At 69.7% G+C, this 20,107-nt stretch carries 21 protein-coding genes; 12 read left to right on the top strand and 9 right to left on the bottom strand.

Annotated elements, in window-relative coordinates; genetic code table 11:
* The first annotated feature begins 123 nt into the window (after positions 1-123).
* Together DMH01_RS11555 and DMH01_RS11550 are read left to right on the top strand one after the other, a co-directional pair.
* Entirely contained in the window at positions 124-2,451 is a 2,328-nt protein-coding gene (locus DMH01_RS11555) for a DNA translocase FtsK 4TM domain-containing protein (protein ID WP_370323365.1), read from the top strand.
* A 175-nt stretch (positions 2,452-2,626) separates the two neighbouring features.
* Complete coding sequence (locus DMH01_RS11550; protein ID WP_125675849.1) at positions 2,627-3,085, top strand: hypothetical protein; 459 nt, start codon at positions 2,627-2,629, stop codon at positions 3,083-3,085.
* Here the strand turns inward: DMH01_RS11550 and DMH01_RS11545 are convergent.
* Positions 3,082-3,723 carry a nitroreductase family protein gene (locus tag DMH01_RS11545; RefSeq protein ID WP_125675847.1) on the bottom strand — a complete coding sequence of 214 codons (642 nt, stop codon included), beginning with the start codon at positions 3,721-3,723 and terminating at the stop codon, positions 3,082-3,084. The two genes, DMH01_RS11550 and DMH01_RS11545, sit on opposite strands and share 4 nt — an antisense overlap.
* Positions 3,724-3,733: 10 nt before the next feature.
* Positions 3,734-4,582, bottom strand: coding sequence for an alpha/beta fold hydrolase (locus tag DMH01_RS11540; protein WP_125675845.1), 849 nt, complete (start codon positions 4,580-4,582; stop codon positions 3,734-3,736).
* Positions 4,583-4,640: 58 nt separating this feature from the next.
* Here DMH01_RS11540 and DMH01_RS11535 point away from each other — a divergent pair, with 58 nt between their 5' ends.
* Positions 4,641-5,168, top strand: a complete 528-nt coding sequence (locus tag DMH01_RS11535) for an ABATE domain-containing protein (RefSeq protein ID WP_125675843.1) — start codon at positions 4,641-4,643, stop codon at positions 5,166-5,168.
* Between the two features lie 73 nt (positions 5,169-5,241).
* Here DMH01_RS11535 and DMH01_RS11530 read toward each other — a convergent pair whose 3' ends face one another.
* Entirely contained in the window at positions 5,242-5,769 is a 528-nt protein-coding gene (locus tag DMH01_RS11530; RefSeq protein WP_199745439.1) for an amino-acid N-acetyltransferase, read from the bottom strand.
* An 88-nt stretch (positions 5,770-5,857) separates the two neighbouring features.
* Here DMH01_RS11530 and rimO point away from each other — a divergent pair, with 88 nt between their 5' ends.
* From rimO to DMH01_RS11510, 4 genes are all read left to right on the top strand, one after another.
* Complete coding sequence (gene rimO / locus DMH01_RS11525; protein ID WP_125675839.1) at positions 5,858-7,306, top strand: 30S ribosomal protein S12 methylthiotransferase RimO; 1,449 nt, start codon at positions 5,858-5,860, stop codon at positions 7,304-7,306.
* On the top strand, positions 7,303-7,944 hold the full coding sequence (gene pgsA, locus DMH01_RS11520) for a CDP-diacylglycerol--glycerol-3-phosphate 3-phosphatidyltransferase (protein WP_125675837.1): 642 nt from the start codon (positions 7,303-7,305) through the stop codon (positions 7,942-7,944). Before rimO ends, pgsA begins: the two co-directional genes overlap by 4 nt.
* Positions 7,941-8,402, top strand: coding sequence for a CinA family protein (locus DMH01_RS11515; RefSeq protein ID WP_125675835.1), 462 nt, complete (start codon positions 7,941-7,943; stop codon positions 8,400-8,402). Before pgsA ends, DMH01_RS11515 begins: the two co-directional genes overlap by 4 nt.
* 101 nt (positions 8,403-8,503) lie before the next feature.
* On the top strand, positions 8,504-8,950 hold the full coding sequence (locus tag DMH01_RS11510) for a helix-turn-helix domain-containing protein (protein ID WP_199745438.1): 447 nt from the start codon (positions 8,504-8,506) through the stop codon (positions 8,948-8,950).
* A 51-nt stretch (positions 8,951-9,001) separates the two neighbouring features.
* Here the strand turns inward: DMH01_RS11510 and DMH01_RS11505 are convergent, their stop codons facing one another.
* Positions 9,002-9,487: a carboxymuconolactone decarboxylase family protein gene (locus DMH01_RS11505; RefSeq protein ID WP_125675831.1), complete on the bottom strand. Its 486-nt coding sequence runs from the start codon at positions 9,485-9,487 to the stop codon at positions 9,002-9,004.
* 170 nt (positions 9,488-9,657) lie between these two features.
* On the opposite strand from DMH01_RS11505, the gene DMH01_RS11500 reads away from it, so the two are divergent.
* From DMH01_RS11500 to DMH01_RS11485, 4 genes are all read left to right on the top strand, one after another.
* Complete coding sequence (locus DMH01_RS11500; RefSeq protein ID WP_125675829.1) at positions 9,658-10,539, top strand: RNA polymerase sigma-70 factor; 882 nt, start codon at positions 9,658-9,660, stop codon at positions 10,537-10,539.
* Between the two features lie 220 nt (positions 10,540-10,759).
* On the top strand, positions 10,760-11,605 hold the full coding sequence (locus tag DMH01_RS11495; RefSeq protein WP_125675827.1) for a PspA/IM30 family protein: 846 nt from the start codon (positions 10,760-10,762) through the stop codon (positions 11,603-11,605).
* A 73-nt stretch (positions 11,606-11,678) separates the two neighbouring features.
* Positions 11,679-12,665: a hypothetical protein gene (locus DMH01_RS11490; protein WP_125675824.1), complete on the top strand. Its 987-nt coding sequence runs from the start codon at positions 11,679-11,681 to the stop codon at positions 12,663-12,665.
* 338 nt (positions 12,666-13,003) lie between these two features.
* Complete coding sequence (locus DMH01_RS11485) at positions 13,004-14,638, top strand: amidase family protein (protein ID WP_125675822.1); 1,635 nt, start codon at positions 13,004-13,006, stop codon at positions 14,636-14,638.
* On the opposite strand, the gene DMH01_RS11480 is transcribed toward DMH01_RS11485, so the two are convergent.
* Together DMH01_RS11480 and DMH01_RS11475 are read right to left on the bottom strand one after the other, a co-directional pair.
* Positions 14,598-15,647, bottom strand: a complete 1,050-nt coding sequence (locus tag DMH01_RS11480) for a quinone-dependent dihydroorotate dehydrogenase (protein WP_125675820.1) — start codon at positions 15,645-15,647, stop codon at positions 14,598-14,600. The two genes, DMH01_RS11485 and DMH01_RS11480, sit on opposite strands and share 41 nt — an antisense overlap.
* Before the next feature lie 30 nt (positions 15,648-15,677).
* Positions 15,678-16,262 (bottom strand): TetR family transcriptional regulator, encoded by a 585-nt coding sequence (locus tag DMH01_RS11475; RefSeq protein WP_233621470.1) that lies wholly within the window; start codon positions 16,260-16,262, stop codon positions 15,678-15,680.
* A 66-nt stretch (positions 16,263-16,328) separates the two neighbouring features.
* Here DMH01_RS11475 and DMH01_RS11470 point away from each other — a divergent pair, with 66 nt between their 5' ends.
* Positions 16,329-17,213, top strand: coding sequence for an SDR family NAD(P)-dependent oxidoreductase (locus DMH01_RS11470; protein WP_233621469.1), 885 nt, complete (start codon positions 16,329-16,331; stop codon positions 17,211-17,213).
* Here DMH01_RS11470 and DMH01_RS11465 read toward each other — a convergent pair.
* The 3 genes from DMH01_RS11465 to DMH01_RS11455 all read right to left on the bottom strand — a co-directional run bounded on the left by DMH01_RS11465 (position 17,210) and on the right by DMH01_RS11455 (position 20,106).
* Positions 17,210-17,770, bottom strand: a complete 561-nt coding sequence (locus DMH01_RS11465; RefSeq protein WP_125675818.1) for a GNAT family N-acetyltransferase — start codon at positions 17,768-17,770, stop codon at positions 17,210-17,212. The genes DMH01_RS11470 and DMH01_RS11465 overlap by 4 nt on opposite strands.
* A gap of 355 nt (positions 17,771-18,125) precedes the next feature.
* Positions 18,126-19,175, bottom strand: a complete 1,050-nt coding sequence (gene add / locus DMH01_RS11460; protein WP_125675816.1) for an adenosine deaminase — start codon at positions 19,173-19,175, stop codon at positions 18,126-18,128.
* A gap of 127 nt (positions 19,176-19,302) precedes the next feature.
* Positions 19,303-20,106: a DNA-formamidopyrimidine glycosylase family protein gene (locus DMH01_RS11455; RefSeq protein WP_125675814.1), complete on the bottom strand. Its 804-nt coding sequence runs from the start codon at positions 20,104-20,106 to the stop codon at positions 19,303-19,305.
* Position 20,107: the final 1 nt, after the last annotated feature.

Below are 20,107 nucleotides of genomic sequence, written 5' to 3'. Positions count from 1 at the left end.
GGCAGCAAGGGGCCGGCGCGAAAGCCGCGTACCCCGGCGAAGCCCAGGTCAACGGCTGCGAGGAAGCCCGCTCCACGGCGTCCGGCACCGCGGAAGAAATCGTCCGGCACGTTCGCCAAGGGCGTGCGCGGCACCTGGAACCTGCTCGCGAAGGGTCTCGGCACCCTGGCGCGGACGGTCGGCCGAGGCCGTGAACTCGAACCCGAACACCGTCGCGACGGTCTCGCGCTGGGGCTGATCGCGCTGGCGCTGGTCATCGCGTTCGGCGTCTGGTGGCGGGCCGCGGGCCCGATCGGCGGCTGGGTGGAGGTCGGCACGCGCTCGCTGCTGGGCGCCGGAGCCGTGACGCTCCCGCTGGTGCTCACCGTCGTCGCCGTCGCGCTGATGCGGTCGGAACCGATGCCGGAAGCCCGGCCGAGGATGGTCATCGGCACCCTGCTGGTCATCCTGTCCGTGCTCGGCCTGCTGCACATCTTCACCGCGCTGCCCGAGACCAACGACGGCCGGATGTACGCCGGCGGGGTGATCGGCGCGTTCTCCGGCGGCCTGCTGACCATGGGCGTCACCACGTGGGTCGCGGTACCGCTGCTGGTGCTGGCGCTGCTGTTCGGCACGCTCGTGTTCACCGGGACGCCGGTCCGGGAGATCCCGCACCGCCTGCGGAACTGGGGTCTCGACCCCGAAGAGATCGAAGAGGCAGAGGCCGAGCGCAAGGCCATCCACGACGAACGCGACGCCGTCACCGAAGCCGATCCGAAGTCGGTCCGTCTGCGGAAGCCGTCGCGCCGCCGCCAGGCCTCGGCCGACCACGAGGGCGAGCAGCTCGACATCGAGGCCGCGCTGGCCGAGACGCCGACGCCGCTGCGCCCGCCGAAGCCCGCGCCCAAGCCCGTCGAAGAGAAGAAGCCGAAGAAGGCCGAGGCGCCGCTGGCGGTGACGAGGACCGTCGAGGGTGACTACAAGCTCCCGCCGCCGGACCTGCTGAAGCTCGGCGACGCGCCGAAGTCCCGCAGCAAGGCCAACGACGCCATGATCGAGGCGATCACCGGCGTGCTGGAGCAGTTCAACGTCGACGCGCAGGTCACCGGCTTCACGCGGGGCCCGACGGTCACCCGGTACGAGGTCGAACTCGGCCCCGGTGTGAAGGTCGAGAAGATCACCGCGCTGACCAAGAACATCGCCTACGCGGTGGCGACCGACAACGTCCGGTTGCTCGCGCCGATCCCCGGCAAATCCGCGGTCGGCATCGAGGTGCCGAACTCCGACCGCGAGATGGTGCGCCTCGGCGACGTGCTGCGCGCGCCGTCGACGGTCAAGGACAACCACCCGATGGTCATCGGGCTCGGCAAGGACATCGAGGGCCATTTCGTCACCGCCAACCTGACGAAGATGCCGCACCTGCTGGTGGCGGGGTCCACCGGTTCCGGTAAGTCGAGCTTCGTGAACTCGATGCTGGTGTCGCTGCTCGCGCGGGCGACGCCGGACGAATGCCGGATGATCCTGATCGACCCGAAAATGGTCGAGCTGACCCCGTACGAGGGCATCCCGCACCTGATCACGCCCATCATCACCCAGCCGAAGAAGGCCGCCGCGGCGCTGGCCTGGCTGGTGGAGGAGATGGAGCAGCGCTACCAGGACATGCAGGTCAACAAGGTCCGGCACATCGACGACTACAACAAGAAGGTGCGCTCGGGCGAGATCACCGCGCCGCCCGGCAGCGAGCGTGTCTACCAGCCGTACCCGTACATCATGGCGATCGTCGACGAGCTCGCCGACCTGATGATGACCGCCCCGCGCGACGTCGAGGACGCGATCGTCCGGATCACCCAGAAGGCGCGTGCCGCCGGTATCCACCTGGTGCTGGCGACCCAGCGCCCGTCGGTCGACGTCGTGACCGGCCTGATCAAGACGAACGTGCCGTCGCGGCTGGCGTTCGCGACCTCGTCGCTCACCGACTCGCGGGTCATCCTCGACCAGCCGGGCGCGGAGAAGCTCATCGGTATGGGTGACGCGCTGTACCTGCCGATGGGTGCCGGGAAACCGGTCCGCATCCAGGGTGCCTTCGTCGGCGACGAAGAGATCTCCGCGGTGGTGAACTTCGCCAAGGAGCAGGCGCAGCCGGACTACCAGGACGGCGTCACCGCGGCGAAGGCCGGCGAGAAGAAGGAAATCGACTCCGACATCGGCGACGACCTCGACGTGCTGCTGCAGGCCGCCGAACTGATCGTCACCTCGCAGTTCGGCTCGACGTCGATGCTGCAGCGGAAGCTGCGGGTCGGCTTCGCCAAGGCCGGGCGCCTGATGGACCTGCTGGAAAGCCGTGGCGTCGTCGGGCCTTCGGAGGGCTCGAAGGCGCGGGACGTGCTGATCAAGCCGGAGGAACTGGAGTCGGTGCTGTTCATGATCCGCGGTGGCGGGGACGCGAACGGCGGCGACGTCTCCGACGACTGAACCGACCCCTGGATGCTGCTTCAGGCCCGGTCCGTGAAGTACATGAAGGCCCCCTTCAGTGCGCTAGACGCAAGGAAGGGGGCCTTCATGTACTCGGGCGGGCAAGAACTCTGGTCTCACGAGGCTTTTCGAGGACCGATGCAACGGACCGGAGCCTCCGCTACGTCCAGAACACGTGGACCTCAAGAAGCTGCTCGTCGTCCTCTGCGCCCTGATCGGCCTCGCGTGCGGAGCCGGTAGCTCCGCCGCGCGCGAAGAACCCGCCGCGAGCAGGCCCCCGGCGGTCCGGCCCGCGCCGGTACAGCAGCCTGCTCAAGGCGCCGTCGAGCTGGGGGAGACCGTCGACCTCAAGGCCGGTGAGACGGCCGAGGTCGCCTCGAAGGACGTCAGTATCCGCTTCGCTCGCCTGGTGTCCGATTCCCGCTGCGCCGCGGGAATGGTCTGCGTCTGGGAAGGGGAGGCCGTGATCGAGCTGGCCCTGGCCGAACCGGGACGCGGTGAGCGGACGACGGCGGAAGTCGCCTCCACCGGACGGGGTGGCAGGCAGTCCGTCGAGTTCGCCGCCTGCCGGGTGGACCTGGTCGCCGTGAGTTCGGGGGGCGACCAGGTCACCCTGCGGGTGTCCAAGGCTTAAAGCGCGTTGCCCCAGCCGTCGAGGTACGCGACTTCCGACAGCGGCACGCGCGACGCGGGCTTGAAGTCCGGCACGGTCGTGTAGGCGACCGGCAGCAGCCCGACCTGCGTGACATCGGCGGGGATGCCGAGGATTTCGGCCGCCTCCGCCTCGTGGGTCAGGTGGTACGTCGTGAGCGTCGAGCCGAGGCCGCGCGACCGCAGCGCCAGCTGGAAGTTCCACACCGCCGGGAAGATCCCGCCGTAGAAGGCGGCGTCGGCCGCGTTGTCCCCGCTGGGCCTGCCGGTCAGGCACGGGATGACGAATACGGGCACCCGGTCGATCACGTCGATCAGGTGCTGCCCCGACGCGAACGCCCGCGCCACCGAGGGCTCGGTGATCGCTTCGCCCAGGGCGGCCGCGTTCGCCTCCAGGTACGCCTTCCCGACCCGCCGGAACAGCCCGGACAGCCGGTCCTTCACTCCCTGATCCCGCACCACGAGCCATCGCCACGCCTGCTGGTTGCCCGGCGTGGGCGCCTGGAGCGCGAGCCGCAGGCACTCTTCGAGCACCTCGGGTTCCACCGGCCGGTCCAGGTCGAGCTTGCGGCGGACCGCGCGCGTCGTGCTGAGCAGGTGGTCGGTGACCGAGGTGTCCATGAGCCGCCTTTCAGAGATGGTCCGCGAGGAAGCGGTCGATCAGCTCGCTGATCGGTTCGAGGTCCTCCTCCAGCGCGAAATGCCCGGTGTCGAAGAGGTGAACCTCCGCCGAGGGAACATCATTCCGGAACGCTTCGGCGCCCGCAGGGACGAAGAACGGGTCGTTGCGGCCCCATACGGCGAGTACGGGCGGCTGGGCTTCCCGCAGCCACGCCTGGAACTTCGGGTACACGGGCGGGTTGTTCCGGTAGTCCCACAGCAGATCCTGCATCGCCTCCACGCGGCCGGGAAGGCCGAGGAAGTACTGGTCCAGCAGGTAGCTCGAAGGATCGATGGTCTCCGGAGCGCGGGCGCCCTCGGTGTACTGCCCCTTGATCTGCTCCGGCTGGAGGATCTCCGCGAACCCGCGCCGCGCCTCGGTTTCGTCCGTCAGGGAAGCGAAGTCCGGCATCGCCGGGCCGAGCCCTTCGACGTAGGCGTTGCCGTTCTGCGTGATGAGCGCCGTGACCTCGGACGGCCGCGAGACGGCCAGCCGCAGCCCCGCCGGGGCGCCGAAATCGAAGACGTAGAGCGCGTATCGCCGCAGTTCCAGCGCGTCCACGAACTCGCCGACCACTTCCGCGAGCCGGTCGAAGGTGAACGTGAAGCCCTCGGGTGTGACGGTCTGCCCGAATCCGGGCAGGTCCGGCGCGATGAGCCGCCACCGGCCGCCGATACGGCGCATCAGCCGCACGAACTGGTGCGAGGACGTCGGGAAGCCGTGCAGCAGGAGCAGCACGGGTGCTTCGGGGTCGCCTGCTTCGCGATAGAAGACCTCGACGTCGCCGAGTTTGACGGAACGGTGCCGGATGGTCGCCATGAACACTCCCTAATGGGTAAAACTGTCTCGAACCATTAGTACCTGATAGTGTCAAGGCATGCTCGATCTCGACTCGCTTCCCGGTGACGATCTCGCGGTGAACCTTGCCGACACCGTGATGCTGGCCGTCTCCCCGCCGGTCGACCTGCTCGACGACGGTCACGCGAAGTTCTGGGCGACTCAAGCTCTGCCCGAAGGTGCCCGGGCGCCGTCGGCCGAGCAGACGAGGCGCCTGCGTTCAGCGGTGCGTGAACTGCTGGAGGCGACAGTGGCCGCGCGGGAGCCCGAGGCGTGGGCGGTCGAGCGGGTCAACGCGGCCGCGGCCACCGTGCCCACCAGCCCGCGGCTGACGGCCGAAGGCGCGAAGACTTCCTGGCACGGCGAGGACGGCGGCGACATCGCGCTGGCCGCCGTCGCGGTCGCGGCGATCGACCTCGTGTCCGGGCCGCGTGCCGCTCAGCTGCGGCGCTGCGGCGCGCACGACTGCTCGATGCTGTTCGTGGCGGCCAACAGCAGGCGGGTCTGGTGCACGCCGTCGCTGTGCGGCAACCGGGTCCGGGTCGCCCGCCACGCCAAGAAGGGCTGAAGGGGACCATCGCCGCATCCGATGCGGTGAAAGCGCCCTTCACTGCATCCGATGCGGGGAAAGTCCCCTTCAGCTAAAGCTCCAGCAGCATCCGGCTGTTGCCCAAGGTGTTGGGCTTCACGTACGGCAGGTCGAGGAACTCCGCGACGCCCGGGTCGGCCGAACGCCGCATCTCCTCGTACACCTCCTGGGTCACCGGGGTGCCGTCGATCTCGACGAACCCGTGACCGGCGAAGAAGTGGGTCTCGAAGGTCAGCACGAACAGCCGCTTCAGCCCGATCTCGCGGGCGAAGCCGATCAGCTGCGCCACCAGCGCGTGCCCGATGCCGCGGCCACGGGAGTCCTTGTCGACGGCGATGGTGCGCAGCTCGGCGATGTCCTCCCACAGCACGTGCAGCGCGCCGCAGCCGAGCACGTCGTCACCGTCTTCGACCACCCAGAACTCCTGGACACTCTCGTAGAGGGTGACGAGTTCCTTCTCCAACAGCACCGTCCCGGCGTCGGAGTCGACCAGCGCCTTGATCTTGCGGACGTCCGCGATCCTTGCCCGGCGGACGGTGGGGCGGCGGTGCGAGAGAGGGTCTGAGGGCACGTCCACCATTAAGCCATCCCCGGCGCCCCGGCCGGTCGAGGGCTCGCCCGAGCGAGCGATCGCCGACCCCGCGAACAGGCCAGCTACCCTAAGGCACGTGCCTTCTCCCACCACTGATCCTGTCGCCACCCGTCGCGTTTCCTTGTTGACCCTCGGTTGCGCCCGCAACGAGGTCGATTCCGAGGAACTCGCCGGACGGCTGGCGGCGGGCGGCTGGGAGCTCGCCGCCGAGCCCGAGGACTCCGACGTCGTGGTCGTCAACACCTGCGGCTTCGTCGAGTCCGCCAAGAAGGACTCGGTCGACACGCTGCTCGCGGCGTCCGACACCGGCAAGAAGGTCGTCGCCGTCGGCTGCATGGCCGAGCGCTACGGCAACGAGCTGGCCGAGAGCCTGCCCGAGGCCGACGCGGTCCTGGGCTTCGACCACTACGCCGACCTCGCGGAGCGTCTGGACGACGTCGTGGCCGGCCGCAAGGTCGAGTCCCACACCCCGTCCGACCGCCGCAAGCTGCTGCCGATCAGCCCGGTCCAGCGTCCGACGGCCGCCGAGTCCGTCGAGGTGCCGGGGCACGCGCAGCACGGCTGGGGCCCGCGCGTGCTGCGGACCAGGCTCGACACCTCCCCGGTGGCCGCGCTGAAGATCGCGTCCGGCTGCGACCGCCGCTGCTCGTTCTGCGCGATCCCGTCGTTCCGCGGGTCCTTCGTGTCCCGGCAGCCGGACGAGATCGTCGCCGAGGCGATGTGGCTCGCGGATAACGGCGTCAAGGAGGTCTTCCTCGTCTCGGAGAACTCCACCTCCTACGGCAAGGACTTCGGCCGTGACGGCGCCCGCGCGCTGGAGCTGCTGGTCCCGCGCCTGGCCGCGGTGCCCGGGATCGAGCGCGTCCGCGTCTCGTACCTGCAGCCCGCCGAGACCCGTCCCGGCCTGGTCAAGGCCATCGCGACCACGCCGGGTGTCGCCGACTACTTCGACCTCTCCTTCCAACACTCCAGCGAGACCGTGCTGCGCCGCATGCGCCGCTTCGGGTCCACGGACTCCTTCCTCACGCTGTGCGACCAGATCCGGGAGCACTCGCCCAACGCCGGCATCCGCACCAACGTCATCGTCGGCTTCCCCGGCGAGACCGAAGAAGACCTCGCCGAGCTGGAGCGCTTCCTGAACGGCGCGCGGCTGGACGCGGTGGGTGTCTTCGGGTACTCGGACGAGGACGGCACCGAGGCCGAGACCTTCGACGGCAAACTCGACGAATCCGTGGTGGCCGAGCGGGTCGCGCGGATCTCCGCGCTGGTCGAGGAGCTGACCTCGCAGCGCGCCGAGGACCGGATCGGCGACTTCGTCGACGTCCTGATCGAGCAGGCCGAGGACGGCGAGGACCCGATCGGCCGCGCCGCGCACCAGGCCCCCGAGGTCGACGGCGAATGCGTCCTGATCGAGACCGAAGACCTGCCTCCGCTGGCGGTGGGTGACTTCGTGCGCTGCGAGGTCGTCGACTCCGAGGGTGTCGACCTGATCGTGCGGCCCGCGCCGCCCGAGGCCGACCGGTGAATGCCGCCCCGAGCGACGCCGGGGCCGGTGAGGGGACGGGCGGTGAGCACGCCAGGGTCCCCGAGGCCACCCCGGTCCCGACGCTGAACCTGGCGAACCTGCTCACGATGTCGCGGCTGGTGCTGGTGCCGCTGTTCGTGCTGGCGCTGTTCACCGGCGACGGGGCGGACACCTTCTGGCGCGCGATCGCCACCGCGCTGTTCGCGATCGCGTCGTTCACCGACCAGGTCGACGGCTGGGTCGCGCGCAAGTACGGGCTGATCACCGACTTCGGCAAGATCGCCGACCCGATCGCGGACAAGGCGCTGATCGGCGCCGCGCTGATCGGGCTGAGCGTGCTCGGCGAACTGGGCTGGTGGGTCACCATCGTCATCGCGATCCGCGAGATCGGCGTGACGCTGCTGCGCTTCTGGGTGATCCGGCACGGGGTCATCCCGGCCAGCCGGGGCGGCAAGGCCAAGACGCTCGCGCAGATCGCGGCCATCACCGCGTACCTGCTGCCCCTGCCCGCGTCCGCCGAGCCGGTGCGCTGGGTGCTGATGGGGCTCGCGCTCGTGCTGACGGTCGTGACCGGGCTCGACTACGTCGTGCGCGCGGTGCGGCTGCGCGCCGCCGGAAGGCGTGCCGCCGGCGCATGAAAGCTGAGACCTTGATCACTCACCTGATCGAGCGCGGGGAGACGGTGGCGACGGCCGAGTCGCTGACCGCCGGACTCGTCTGCGCGGCACTGACCGAGGTCCCCGGTTCGAGTGCCGCCGTCCGAGGTGGACTGGTGGTCTACGCCACCGACCTCAAGGCGAAGCTGGCCGGGGTCGACGAAGACCTCCTCGCCGCGCACGGCGCCGTGCATCCCGAGGTCGCGGCGCAGTTGGCCGCCGGCGCGAAAGACCGGTGCGGCGCCACCTGGGGACTGGGTCTGACCGGCGTCGCGGGCCCGGACGGGCAGGACGGCGTCGAGCCGGGAACCGTCCACGTCGGCCTCGCGGGTCCGGGGGTGCTCACCGTCCGCACGCTGGACTTGAGCGGCGATCGAGCCTCGGTCAGGGCCGGTGCGGTCTCGGGCGCGTTCGCCCTGCTGGGGGAACATCTCGCATGATCGCCGCGTTCGCCCTTGGCGTATTGCCGTGTCAACACCTGCGCCCAGGGCACCGCTCTGGGTAACGTAGGGGGTAGTCAGTCCTGGAAGGGAGGCGCGTGATGACCGTGCTGTTGCGCGAGGCGATCGGCGACCGGCTCCGACACGCCCGCACGAACCAGCGTCGAACGCTGCGGGACATCTCCCGCGCCGCCAGGGTGAGCCTCGGTTACCTGTCCGAGGTCGAGCGCGGGCAGAAGGAGGCGTCCAGCGAGCTGCTGGCGTCCATTTGCGAGGCCCTGGACCTTCCGCTGGGCGAACTCCTGCACAAGGTCGCGGCGGACGTCTCGGCGATGGACAACGTCGAGGTCGCCCCGGTGGACGAGAAGGTCGAAGCGGGCAAGCGGCGCGCTCCGGAGCGGGAAGGTGCCGAAGCGGGCCTCGAAGGTGGCCGTCTGGTGTCCGAGCTGATCGGCAACGACCTGGCCGACCTGCGGATCTCGCCGCCGCCGCGGATGAGCCCCGCACTGCGGACGACGATCTCCGCACCGAAGATGGTCGCCGCCTAGCAAGGTTGTGAACGGGAAAGGCCCCAGGCAGTCCGCCTGGGGCCTTTCCCGTCAGTTCGCGGCGTTGTCGAACGTGCCCGCCTGGTAGGAACCGCCCTTGGTGTGCGTGACGACGAGGAGCCGGTTGGCGGCGTTGATCATCGCGACCAGGTAGATCAGCGCGGCGATCTGGTCGTCGTCGTAGTGCTTCCGCACCCGGTCCCAGGTCTCGTCGGAGACACCCTGATGCGCGTCGGCGAGCCTGGTGCCCTCCTCCGCGAGCGCCAGCGCGGCCTGCTCGGCCTCGGTGAACACCGTGGATTCGCGCCAGGCGGCGACCAGGTTGACGCGGACCGCGGGTTCGCCGGCGGCCGCCAGGTCCTTGGCGTGGGCGTCGACGCAGAACCCGCAGCCGTTGAGCTGGCTGGCCCGCAGCGACACCAGCTCCTGGGTGACCTTCGGCAGGGTCGATCCCTTGATGGCCACACTGACGTTGGCGAAGCGCTTGCCGAGCTTGGCGCCCAGCTCGTTGCCATTCAGGTCGAAACGGGAATCCATGCTCTCGTCCTCTTTTATGGTCGTGTGCCGAACCGGACGACCACCAGATGCCGGCGGCCCGGCCACGCTGACAGCACCGGACCGTGACGTGCGCCACGGCGCCGACGTGTCAGGAATCGAGGGGACGCGGCGTCTGGTGGGGACACCGTCGCCGAGAACAGGAGCCGTCCATGTCCGACACCGCCACGGAGGCGTTCGTCGCCCACCGGAACCTGCTGTTCACCGTCGCCTACGAGATGCTCGGCTCGGCCGCTGACGCCGAAGACGTCCTCCAGGAGACGTGGCTGCGCTGGTCGGGCGTCGACCTCGGCACCGTGGAGAACCCTCGGGCGTACCTGGTCCGCATCACCACCAGGCAGGCGCTCGGGAGGCTGCGCACGCTCGGCCGCCGCAAGGAGTCCTACGTCGGTCCGTGGTTGCCCGAACCCCTGCTGACCAGCCCCGACGTGGCCGACGACGTCGAACTGGCCGACAGCGTCTCGATGGCCATGCTGCTGGTGCTCGAGACCCTCACGCCGACCGAACGCGCGGTGTTCGTGCTGCGGGAGGTCTTCGACGTGCCCTACGCGGAGATCGCCGAAGCCGTCGGCAAGACCCCGGCCGCGGTCCACCAGATCGCCCACCGGGCGCGGGCGCACGTCGCCGCGCGGAGGCCGCGTGGTGCCGCGTCGCCCGGCGAGACCAAGGACGTGCTCGACGCGTTCCACCGCGCGGTCCGGACGGGTGACCTGCAAGGACTGCTCGACGTCCTCGCCCCGGACGTCGTCTTCCTCGGCGACGGCGGCGGAGTCGTGCAAGCCGCGCTGGAACCCGTGGTCGGAGCCGCCCTGGTCGCGCCGCTGCTGGCCGCGAGCCGCCCGGTCCGCGACGACACGGCGACGATGCGGACCGCGCAGGTCAACGGCCATCCCGCGCTGATCCTCCGGCTCGGTGTCGAGGTCGACACCGTCGTCGCGCTGCGGGTGGAGGACGGGCTCGTCACCGGTCTCTACGCCGTGCGCAACCCCGAGAAGTTGTCACGCATGGACAAGGAGACCCCGCTGGGCCGCTGACGCGGGCCGTCTTCACCCACCGTCACCGGCCGGTGAACCCGAAAGGTCGTGGACATCACAGTCAGGGGGATCCCTGAATTCCGTCGGGGTCGCCTGGAACGCGGGACGCCGACCTGACACGATGGAACTCAACGCCGGGGTCGGGACGTTGCAACATCACAGAGGGGACGCCCCACCTCGAGGTAACAGCCCGTGGGATGCGAGAAGGCAGGCGGAGGAGATGGCCAACCCGTTCGTGAAGTTCTGGAAGTACATGATGGCGGCGTTCTCGTCGAAGATCGACGAGCACGCCGACCCGAAGGTACAGATCCAGCAGGCCATCGAGGAGGCGCAGCGCAACCACCAGGCGCTGACCCAGCAGGCCGCCTCGGTGATCGGTAACCAGCGTCAGCTGGAGATGAAGCTGAACCGCCAGCTCGGCGACGTGGAGAAGCTGCAGGCTTCGACCCGCCAGGCGCTGGTGCTCGCCGACGAGGCGCGTGCCAAGGGCGACGAGCAGAAGGCGACCGAGTTCGAGAACGCGGCGGAGAGCTTCGCCGCGCAGCTCGTCACCGCCGAGCAGAGCATCGAGGACCTCAAGACCCTGCACGACCAGTCGCTCCAGGCTGCGGAGCAGGCGAAGAAGGCCGTCGAGCGCAACGCGACCATGCTGCAGCAGAAGCTGGCCGAGCGCACCAAGCTGCTCTCGCAGCTGGAGCAGGCGAAGATGCAGGAGCAGGTCTCCGCTTCGCTGAACCAGATGAGCCAGCTGGCCGCGCCGGGCAACACCCCGTCACTGGAAGACGTTCGCGACAAGATCGAGAAGCGCTACACCACCGCGCTGGGCTCGGCCGAACTCGCACAGAACTCCGTCCAGGGCCGGATGATGGAGGTCCAGGCCTCCACGACCCAGCTCGCGGGGCACTCGCGGCTGGAGCAGATCCGCGCGTCCATGAAGGGTGACTCCGTCGCTCAGGTGACCGACGGCAAGACCGCCGCCGCGGCGCCGAAGTCGGCGAGCTCCGCGGACATCCAGCGTGAGATCCAGGCACGGGTTCAGGCCGAACAGGGCAAGAACCCCGCCTGACACACCACCTAGAGCCGGTCCCGCACCCCCGCGGGTGCGGGACCGGTCTCACCCGAAGACAGGGGAGAGGGCAATGGGCCAGGGCAGGCGCAAGGACTTCGGGGAGTTCACCGCCAAGCTTGAGAAGCACATCGAAAAGCTGCCCGACTACGCCCAGCGCGCGCAGGAGAAGCTGCAGCGCTACATCCCGCCCTCCGAGCAGGGTTCTTCTTCGCGGCCCGCTCGGCCGGCGCCGCCCAAGCCGCGCCCGCAGATGCCCGCGATGCCTCCCATGCCGAAGATCTCGCAGCAGCTGACGTCGATGGCCGCGGGCCAGATCCCGGTCGTCGCCGACGCGAAGGCCAAATGGGCGCGCTGGAACGAACCCGCCGCCAAACTGGAGCGACGCAAGCGCCGGACCTCACGCGCGCTGACGTTCTGGATCCTCCTCACCTTCCTTTGTGGACTGTTCGCCGTCGTCGCGGGCACCGGCCTGCTGAAGGACGGCCAGGCCGACGTCCTCCAGGCCATCGCGGGCGGCGCGTTCGCCATCATCTTCGGCACCTTCGGGGTCAAGTCGGGGCTGCGACTGCGGGAGCTCAACCGCACCGTGCTGCCCGCCGCGCCGGCCGCTCCGCCTCCGCTGCCTCCGGCGCGGTCCGTGGCGCGTGAGCCGATGGAGCGCCTCGTCGAGAGCGAGGCTTCGCTGGCGGAGCTGCTTCGCCAGCTTTCGCAGCCGACGTCGCTCGGCACCATGCCGGTCTCGGAGATCGCCGTCGCGGACGCGCGCACCACCGCGGCCGAGGCGGCGCAGGCCCTGCGCGGGCTGGCGGGCCGGATCCAGGCCATCGAACGCGGCCGTGACGCCGCGCCCGAGCGGGAACGCGGCGCCCTCGACGCCGCCGTCAAGCAACTGCGCGAGCAGCTCGACGACGGTCTAGACGGCTACGGCGGTCTCGTCGCGGCCGCCGGGCACACCGTCGCCGCGAGCTCGGACGGCATGACGTCGTCCAAGGAGTCGCTGTCCGACGCGACCGACAAGCTCGCCGGGCTGGCCATGGCCCTGCGCGAACTCTCCTGAGTTACGCCCTCAATCACGCGAGTTACGCGTTCGAGCACGCGAGTTACGCGATCGGGTAGCGTCTGAGCAGGCGCTTTCCTGGACCATCGTCTCATTCGTCGTCGCTAATACTCCATTGCGTAACGACTCGCTCACTGTGTGGTACCGAAACGCTCGCGTAACCCGAATCCGCTGGTGACGGCGACCCGCGATGCCTAACGTTTCTCACATGCACGCAGTGCTCTTCCCAGCTCGGGCCTGAACCCAGCCCGCGTGAGCGGGCGTCCCAGGGTGGCGGACCGGACACAGTGGATCTCGCGCAGTGGTCTTTCTCGTCCCCACCGAGGAAAGGACGCCCAGTGACGACGCTCCCCCCGGAACCAGAACCGACCCCCGCTCCTCCTCCCAGTGCGTATCAGCGCGTCATAGCCGCCTACGACCGGATCTCCGAGGTCGACCGGCCCGACGTCTGGATCAGCTTGCGTCCCCTGGAAGACGCCCTCGTGGACGCGAAGGCGGTGGACGAGCGTCTCCGCGCGGGCGCGGACCTGCCGCTCGCAGGAACGCTGGCGGCGGTCGCCGACGTCATCGACGTCGCCGGCCTTCCCACGGCGGGGGAGGACGTCTGCTGCGTCGGCGCCACCTCCGTGTCCCGGCTGACCGCGGCCGGGGCGGTCGTGATCGGCAAGACCAACTGCGACCGGTTCGGCAGCGACCTCGAGCACACCCACAGCCCGTACGGCGCCGTGAGCGCCGCGCTCAACACCGAGCGGGTCTCCGGGAGCGCGAGCAGCGGCGCGGCCGTCGCCGTCGCGCTCGGCCTCGTGGACCTGGCGGTCGGCACGGACACGGCCGGGGCGGGCCGGATTCCCGCGTCCCTCAACGGGATCGTCGGGTTGAAGCCGACGCTGGGCCTCGTGCCGAAGACCGGCGCCGCGCCGTGCGGCGGGATCGCCCTCTTCGCCCGCAGTCTCACGTTGGGACAGCGCGCGCTGGGACTGATGACCGGTCCCGACGGGATCGACCCGCTCGCCCGCGACTGGCCCCCGGACGTCCGGCTGTCCGCGGGCGACCGGCCGCGGGTGGCGATCCCGGGCTCCGACACGCTCACCGGCCTTTCCCTGCAATCCCGGTCCTCCTTCCTCGGCGCGGTTTCGGCGCTGCGCGCGTCCGGCGCACGGGTGGAGACGGTGGAGGTCTCGGCGCTGCTGACGGTGGGCGGGTTGATCCACGACGACGGCTTCACCGCCGACAGGCAGCGCGTCGCCGAAGCCGGGATGCTCGCGCTCCGGATGCTGTCGGAGTACGACGCGCTCGTCCTTCCGACGGTCGCGGATCATCCCTCGGTCGCCGAGGCACTGTCCGATCCGGACGGTGTCGCGAAACGGCTGGAGCGGTTCACGGCGTTCGTCAACCTGCTCGACCTCGCCGCGGTCACGGTGCCGTCGTCGCCGTCGGATCTGGGGCCGTACGGGGTTTCGGTGGTGGTGCGGCCGTTCGACGACCAGGTCGCCATCGACCTCGCCGCCGTGCTCACCGACGAACAGGCCGATTTCCCTTATCCCGCGCCGGGTGCGGATCTCGTGGTGTTCGGCGCGCAGCTGCGCGGGCAGCCGTTGAACGGAAGCCTGGTCGCCGCGGGGGCCCGGTTCACCGGCCTGGTCCAGACCGCCGAGGGCTACCGGATGCTGTTGCTGCCCACCGATCCGCCCCAGCCGGGGGTGGTGCCGGTGAGCGCCACGGGCGAGCACACGATGCTTTCGGGTGAACGCTGGCGGCTCTCGCCCGCCGCGCTCGGTGCCTTCGCGGCCACGCTGCCCGCCCCGTTCGTCCTGGGCCGGATCCGGCTGGAGAACGGGGAAACGCCGCTGGCGGTCCTGTGCGACCAGGCCGCCACGGCGACGGCGACGGAGTTGACGAGGTACCAGTGCTGGCGCGCCTACCTCAGGTTCGTCAGTACGGCCGGGCCGCGAGACCTCGGGCGACCCGCTTGACCAGACCGGGACCGTGCAGGGCGAAACCGGTGTAGAGCTGGATCAGGCCGGCGCCGGCGTCGAGCATCCGGGCGGCGGCGCCGGCGTCGAAGATCCCGCCGACGCCGATGATCGGAAGCTTGCCGCCGGTCTCGTCGTGCACGAACCGCACCACCTCGACCGAGCGCGCGGTGAGCGGGCGGCCGGACAGCCCGCCCGCCTGCTCGCCGACGGCGGCCTCCGGCGGGGCGATCCCTTCGCGCGACAGCGTCGTGTTGGTCGCGATCAGCCCGGCGACGCCGTGTTCGAGGCAGACCTCCAGCAGTTCCGCGAGCGCTTCGTCGGTGAGGTCGGGGGCGACCTTCACCAGCACCGGGGTCGGCTTCGCGGCCCCGGCGAGCTCGGCCGAGGTCTTCCGCAGCTCGGCGAGCAGCTCGGCCAGCGCGGACTTGTCCTGCAACGCCCGCAGCCCCGGCGTGTTCGGGGAACTGACGTTGATCGCGAAGTAGTCGGCGTACGGGTACAGCGCCCGCAGCGAGAACCGGTAGTCCTCGACGGCCTCGTCGAGCGGGGTCACCTTGGACTTGCCGATGCTGACGCCGAGCGGCACGGGAGGTTTCCCCGTCGCGGCGAGGCGCGCGGCGAGCGCCTCCGCGCCTTCGTTGTTGAAGCCCATCCGGTTGATCACCGCGTCGGTCTGGGCGAGGGTGAACAGCCGCGGCTTGTCGTTGCCCGGCTGCGGATGCCGGGTGACCGTGCCGACCTCGACGAACCCGAAGCCGAGCGCGGGCCAGGCGTGCAGGGCGCGGCCGTTCTTGTCCATCCCGGCGGCGAGGCCGACCCGGTTCGGGAAGCGGAGCCCGAGGAAGGTGACCGGATCGTCCGTCCGGTAGACACGGCCGAGCGCGGCGAGCGCGGGGGAGACCCGGCTCAGTCTGGCGAGCGTGCCGATGGTGCGTTCGTGCACGGTTTCAGGGTCGCTGCCGGAGACCCGGTAGAGAGCGGGGCGGACGATCTTGTCGAAGAGCACGGCCCCATCATGCCTGGTGGGGTTCCGGAGTCAGTCGCCGAGCCGGACCCTGGCCAGGGAGAATCCCCGTTCCAGCAGGGTGACGCGGTCCGCCGTGCCCCCGGATCGCAGCCATTCGGCCGACACGGCGTCGAGTACGGCCGTGGCGGCGTTCGTGAGCAGGTCCGCGGTGAACGCGTCCAGACCGGCACCCGGCCGGTCATGGAGTGCGTCGCTCACCCGCCTCCGCCATTCGGTCCGGCGCTGATGCAGCCGTCCGCCGAGCGCCGGAGTCGCTTCGATGAGCCGGTGGGTCGCCAGCGTTCGTTCACTCGCGTGGATCTCCTCCTGCCAGTGCCGGAGGACGTGCTGGAGAGAGGTCCACGGATCCTCCTCGGCGGGGCGAGCGCCGAGGGCGGCGACCACGTTCTCGCCGGTGACGTCGATGCTGTCGAAGACGGCGTCTTCCTTCGTGGGGAAGTAGCGAAAGAAGCTGCGTTTGGTCAGCCCCGCCGCGCGGGCGATCTCGTCGACGGTCGTCTCTTCGAAGCCTTGGCGGGCGAACAGGTCGATGGCCACGTCGGCGAGTTCGGCCCGCACCGCGCGGCGTGTTCGTTCGCGTAGTCCTTCCGGCATGCACCGCAGTCTACTTTGCGTCATGTAGTGTCTATTCTGACACCGAGTGACAGCTTTGGAGGCCGCATGCGGACGATGGACGGAAAGACGGTGCTCGTGACCGGGAGTACCGGCGGCATCGGCAAGGAAAGCGCGAGGCGGCTTGCCTCGCTCGGGGCCCGGGTGATCCTCGTCGGCCGCGACAAGACACGAGCCGAGGAGGCCGCGAAGGAACTACGCCGATCGAGCGGGCACACGAAGGTCGATGCGATCACCGCGGACCTGTCCCGGCTCCGTGACGTACGCGGGCTCGCCGAACAGGTCACCGGCCTGGTGGACCGCCTGGACGTGCTGATCAACAACGCCGGGACGGCCAGGCCCCGGCGTGAACTGACCGAGGACGGGATCGAAACCGCCTTCGCGGTCAACGTCGTGGCGCCGTTCAGCCTGACGCATCGGCTACTGCCCGCTTTGAAGCGGTCGGAGGCGGCTCGCGTCATCAACATCACGGGGGGTATCCCGCGCGGACGGATCGATCTCGACAACCTGCAGGGAGAGAAATCGTATGTGGGACTGTCGTTCTACAACCAGACCAAGCTGGCGCAGATGGCGATGAGCCATACCTTCGCGAAGCGGCTCGAAGGGACCGGCGTAACGCTGAACGTCGCGTATCCCGGCCATGCCTACACCTCGATGAACAAGGGCCTCACCGCCGATACCTACCCGCCACTGGCCCGCCCGATCGTGCCGCTGCTCCGGCTGGTCATGCCCGTCCTCTACGGCCATCGCGCGGTGCTCAAAGCGACGAAGTCGAGCGTTCATCTCGCCTCCAGCCCCGAGGTCCGAGACGTCACCGGTGCCTATTTCACCAGCAAGGCCGTCCGTGCTCCTTGGCCCGAGGCCGTCCTGGACGAAACCACTCGTGGCGAGATCTGGGACCTCTGCGAGAAAATCTGCGGTGACACGGCCTAGCGGCTCGCCTTCCACTCGTCTTCGAGCATCGCGAAGACGAGTTCGTCACACCACTCGCCCTTCACGATCTCGTTCTGCCGCAGATGCGCTTCCTTCTTCATGCCGAGGCGTTCCATCAGCGCGGCGGACGAGGTGTTGCGGCCGTCACAGCGGCCGATGATCCGGTGCAGTCCGAGGTCCTCGAAACCGAGCCGGAGCAGTTCGACGGCGGCCTCCGCGGCGAGCCCCTTCCCGTGGTGATCGGGATGGAAGACGAAGCCGATCTCGCCCTGGCGGTTCTCGCTGCTGAGGTATTCGAGGTTCAGATCGCCGATCAGCTGCCCGGTCTCGGTCAGTTCCGCGGCCACCGCGAGGAACTGGCCTTCCTTCGACAGGCTGCTGCTGTGCACCCGTTTGGCGAGCGCGGCGGCGGATTCGGCCCGGCTGCGCGGGCCCCAGTAGAGGTAGCGGGCGACGTCGGCGCGGGACTGGAAGGAGTTGAGTTCGTCGAGATCCGCCGGGGTGAAGGCGCGGAGGGTCAGGCGCTGGGTGATGATCGGGAAATCGGGCCTCAGCATGGCGTCAGGCTATCCAGTCGACAGGGTTCCTGGGGGCGGAACCGCGGCGGACGGTCTTTCGGAGCGGCGGGTGGCACACCCGGAAACAGGGGTACCCCCGAGGCGGCTCCCGGACGCCGGAATCGGCGGCCGGGCCCGAGCCGGACCGGTGCTCGGGAACCTCGGGGGCCCGGTGACTGCCTGGTATTCGCTATCAGGCATCACGCGAAGCAGAGACGACGAGCCGAAGGTGGCTCCAACTTGCGTTGTATCGCTGCTCTGAAGTCCTACGCGTGGGGTCCGCTAGCGGACAGCCACCTCACGAGTCCTGTTGGAATACAACTTTGGACCACCTCCTCTCTCGTGTACCGCCAAACTATGCGAGGAGTTCGGGGTCCTGCAACAAGATTTCTTCGATCTCCGCCGTCAGGGCCTTCTTGTCCGCCGAGGGCAGAAAAGCGGCTTCCACCGCGTTCTTCGCGAACAGGGCGATTTCGGCCGCCGTCAGCTCCAGGGTTTCGGCCACCGCCACGTACTCGCCGTCGAGGGTCGCGCCGAACATCGGCGGGTCGTCGGTGTTGAGCGTGACCGGCACGCCGTGATCGAGCAGCCGTCGCACGGGATGTGCCGCGATCGACGCGCACTGCCCGGTCCGCACGTTCGACGTGGGGCACACCTCCAACGGAATCCGTTGCACGGCAAGGTATTCCAGGAGCGCCGGATCGGTGTGCGCGCCGATGCCGTGCCCGATCCGCTCGGCGCCGAGATCGTGCACCGCCGACCAGACGGTGGCCGGCCCAGTGGTCTCGCCCGCGTGCGGGACGCTGTGCAGCCCCGCCTCCCTCGCCGCGGTGAAGAAGGGGGCGAACTGCGCGCGGCCGACGCCGACCTCGGGGCCACCGAGCCCGAAGGACACCAGACCTTCGGGGCGTTCGCGGAGCGCGAACACCACCGTCTCCCGGCCGGCGACGACCCCTTTCTCGCCGGGAATGTCGAAGCACCAGGCCAGTTCCACGCCGTGGTCCGCCCGTGCCGCCGCCCGCCCGGTCGCGAGGCCGGTGAGGAGATCGTCCGTCGACATCCCGTCGCGGACGTGGTTGTACGGCGTCACGGTCACTTCCGCGTAGCGCGCGTTCTGCGCGGCCAGATCCGCCGCCAGCCCGGTGACGAGGGTGTGGATGTCGCGGGCGTCGCGCACCAGCGACGTCACCGCCAGGTAGTTGCGGAGGAAATGCGGGAAATCGCGGAAGGTGAAGAACTCGGCGAGCGCCGCCGGCTCCGTCGGAACACCCGCGGACGGGCGGCGGCGGGCCAGTTCCAGCACCGTGGGCAGGCTCGCCGAACCGACGAGGTGGACGTGGAGTTCGACCTTGGGCAGGGCGTGCACGAACGCGCGCAGCGCCGTGCCCGTGAGGATTCCGGGCATGACAAAGCTCCCTGGGATGAAGAAGTGAAGGGTGACGTGCGGAGGAGCGGGCGGCTCAGGGAGCGAGGTCGCCGCGTTCGGTGTCGGCCCCGTAGAGCGGGAGCTTGAACAGCGTCACGGGGCCAGCCTACCGGTCCGGGCGGGGTCCGGGTTGGCAATTCGGGCAGAACCAGGTCGGGCGCTGCTGGTGTCCGGTGCCCTGCTGGAGCACCTCCACCTTGCCGCCACAGCGGAAGCAGCCCTGCCTCGTCCGCTCGTAGACCCACTGGCGCCTGCCGCGGCGCGGGTCCCCGGTGGTGATCTGCTCATGGCGCCAGGCGTTGGCCACCAGCAGCTTCCGGCCGAGCGCGACCGCCTTGGCAGTGTCCACTTCGGACACCGGTGTCCAGGGGGAGACCTTGAGCAGGAAGCAGATCTCCACCTTGTACAGGTTCCCGATCCCCGCCATGATCCGCTGGTCCAGCAGGGCGTCGCCGAGTTCGCGATCCGGGTCCGCGGCCAGCGCGGCGGCGGCCCGCTCCGCGAGTTCGTCCGTCCATCGTGGATCGAGCAGATCGGGGCCGAGGTGCCCGACGAGGCGGTGTTCTTCGTCCGTGGGCACGAGTTCGAGGTCGTGCACGCGGAAGCCGATCGCCTGCAGATCCTCGGTGGCGAGGATGACCCTCGCCTGATGGGCCGGATTGCGCCAGCGCGCGCCCGCCCGGTAGACGTCCCACTTGCCGTCCATGCGCAGATGGCTGTGGAGGGTGAGATCGCCGGAGAACCGCGTCAGCAGATGCTTGCCGACCGTGCCGACGCCGAGCACGTCCCGCCCGGCGAGATCCGTCGTGGCCAGCTGCGGGACCCTGAACTCGCCTCGCAGCAGGGTCTTCCCGGCCAGTGCCTTGTCGAGGACCTTGCCGGCGAGGAAGACGGTGTCGCCTTCGGGCATC

The organism is Amycolatopsis sp. WAC 04182 (genome assembly GCF_003947465.1).
In the GTDB taxonomy this organism is placed as follows: domain Bacteria; phylum Actinomycetota; class Actinomycetes; order Mycobacteriales; family Pseudonocardiaceae; genus Amycolatopsis.
The sequence above is the reverse complement of the archived record's forward strand: the minus strand, read 5'-3'. Positions and strand labels throughout refer to the sequence as shown.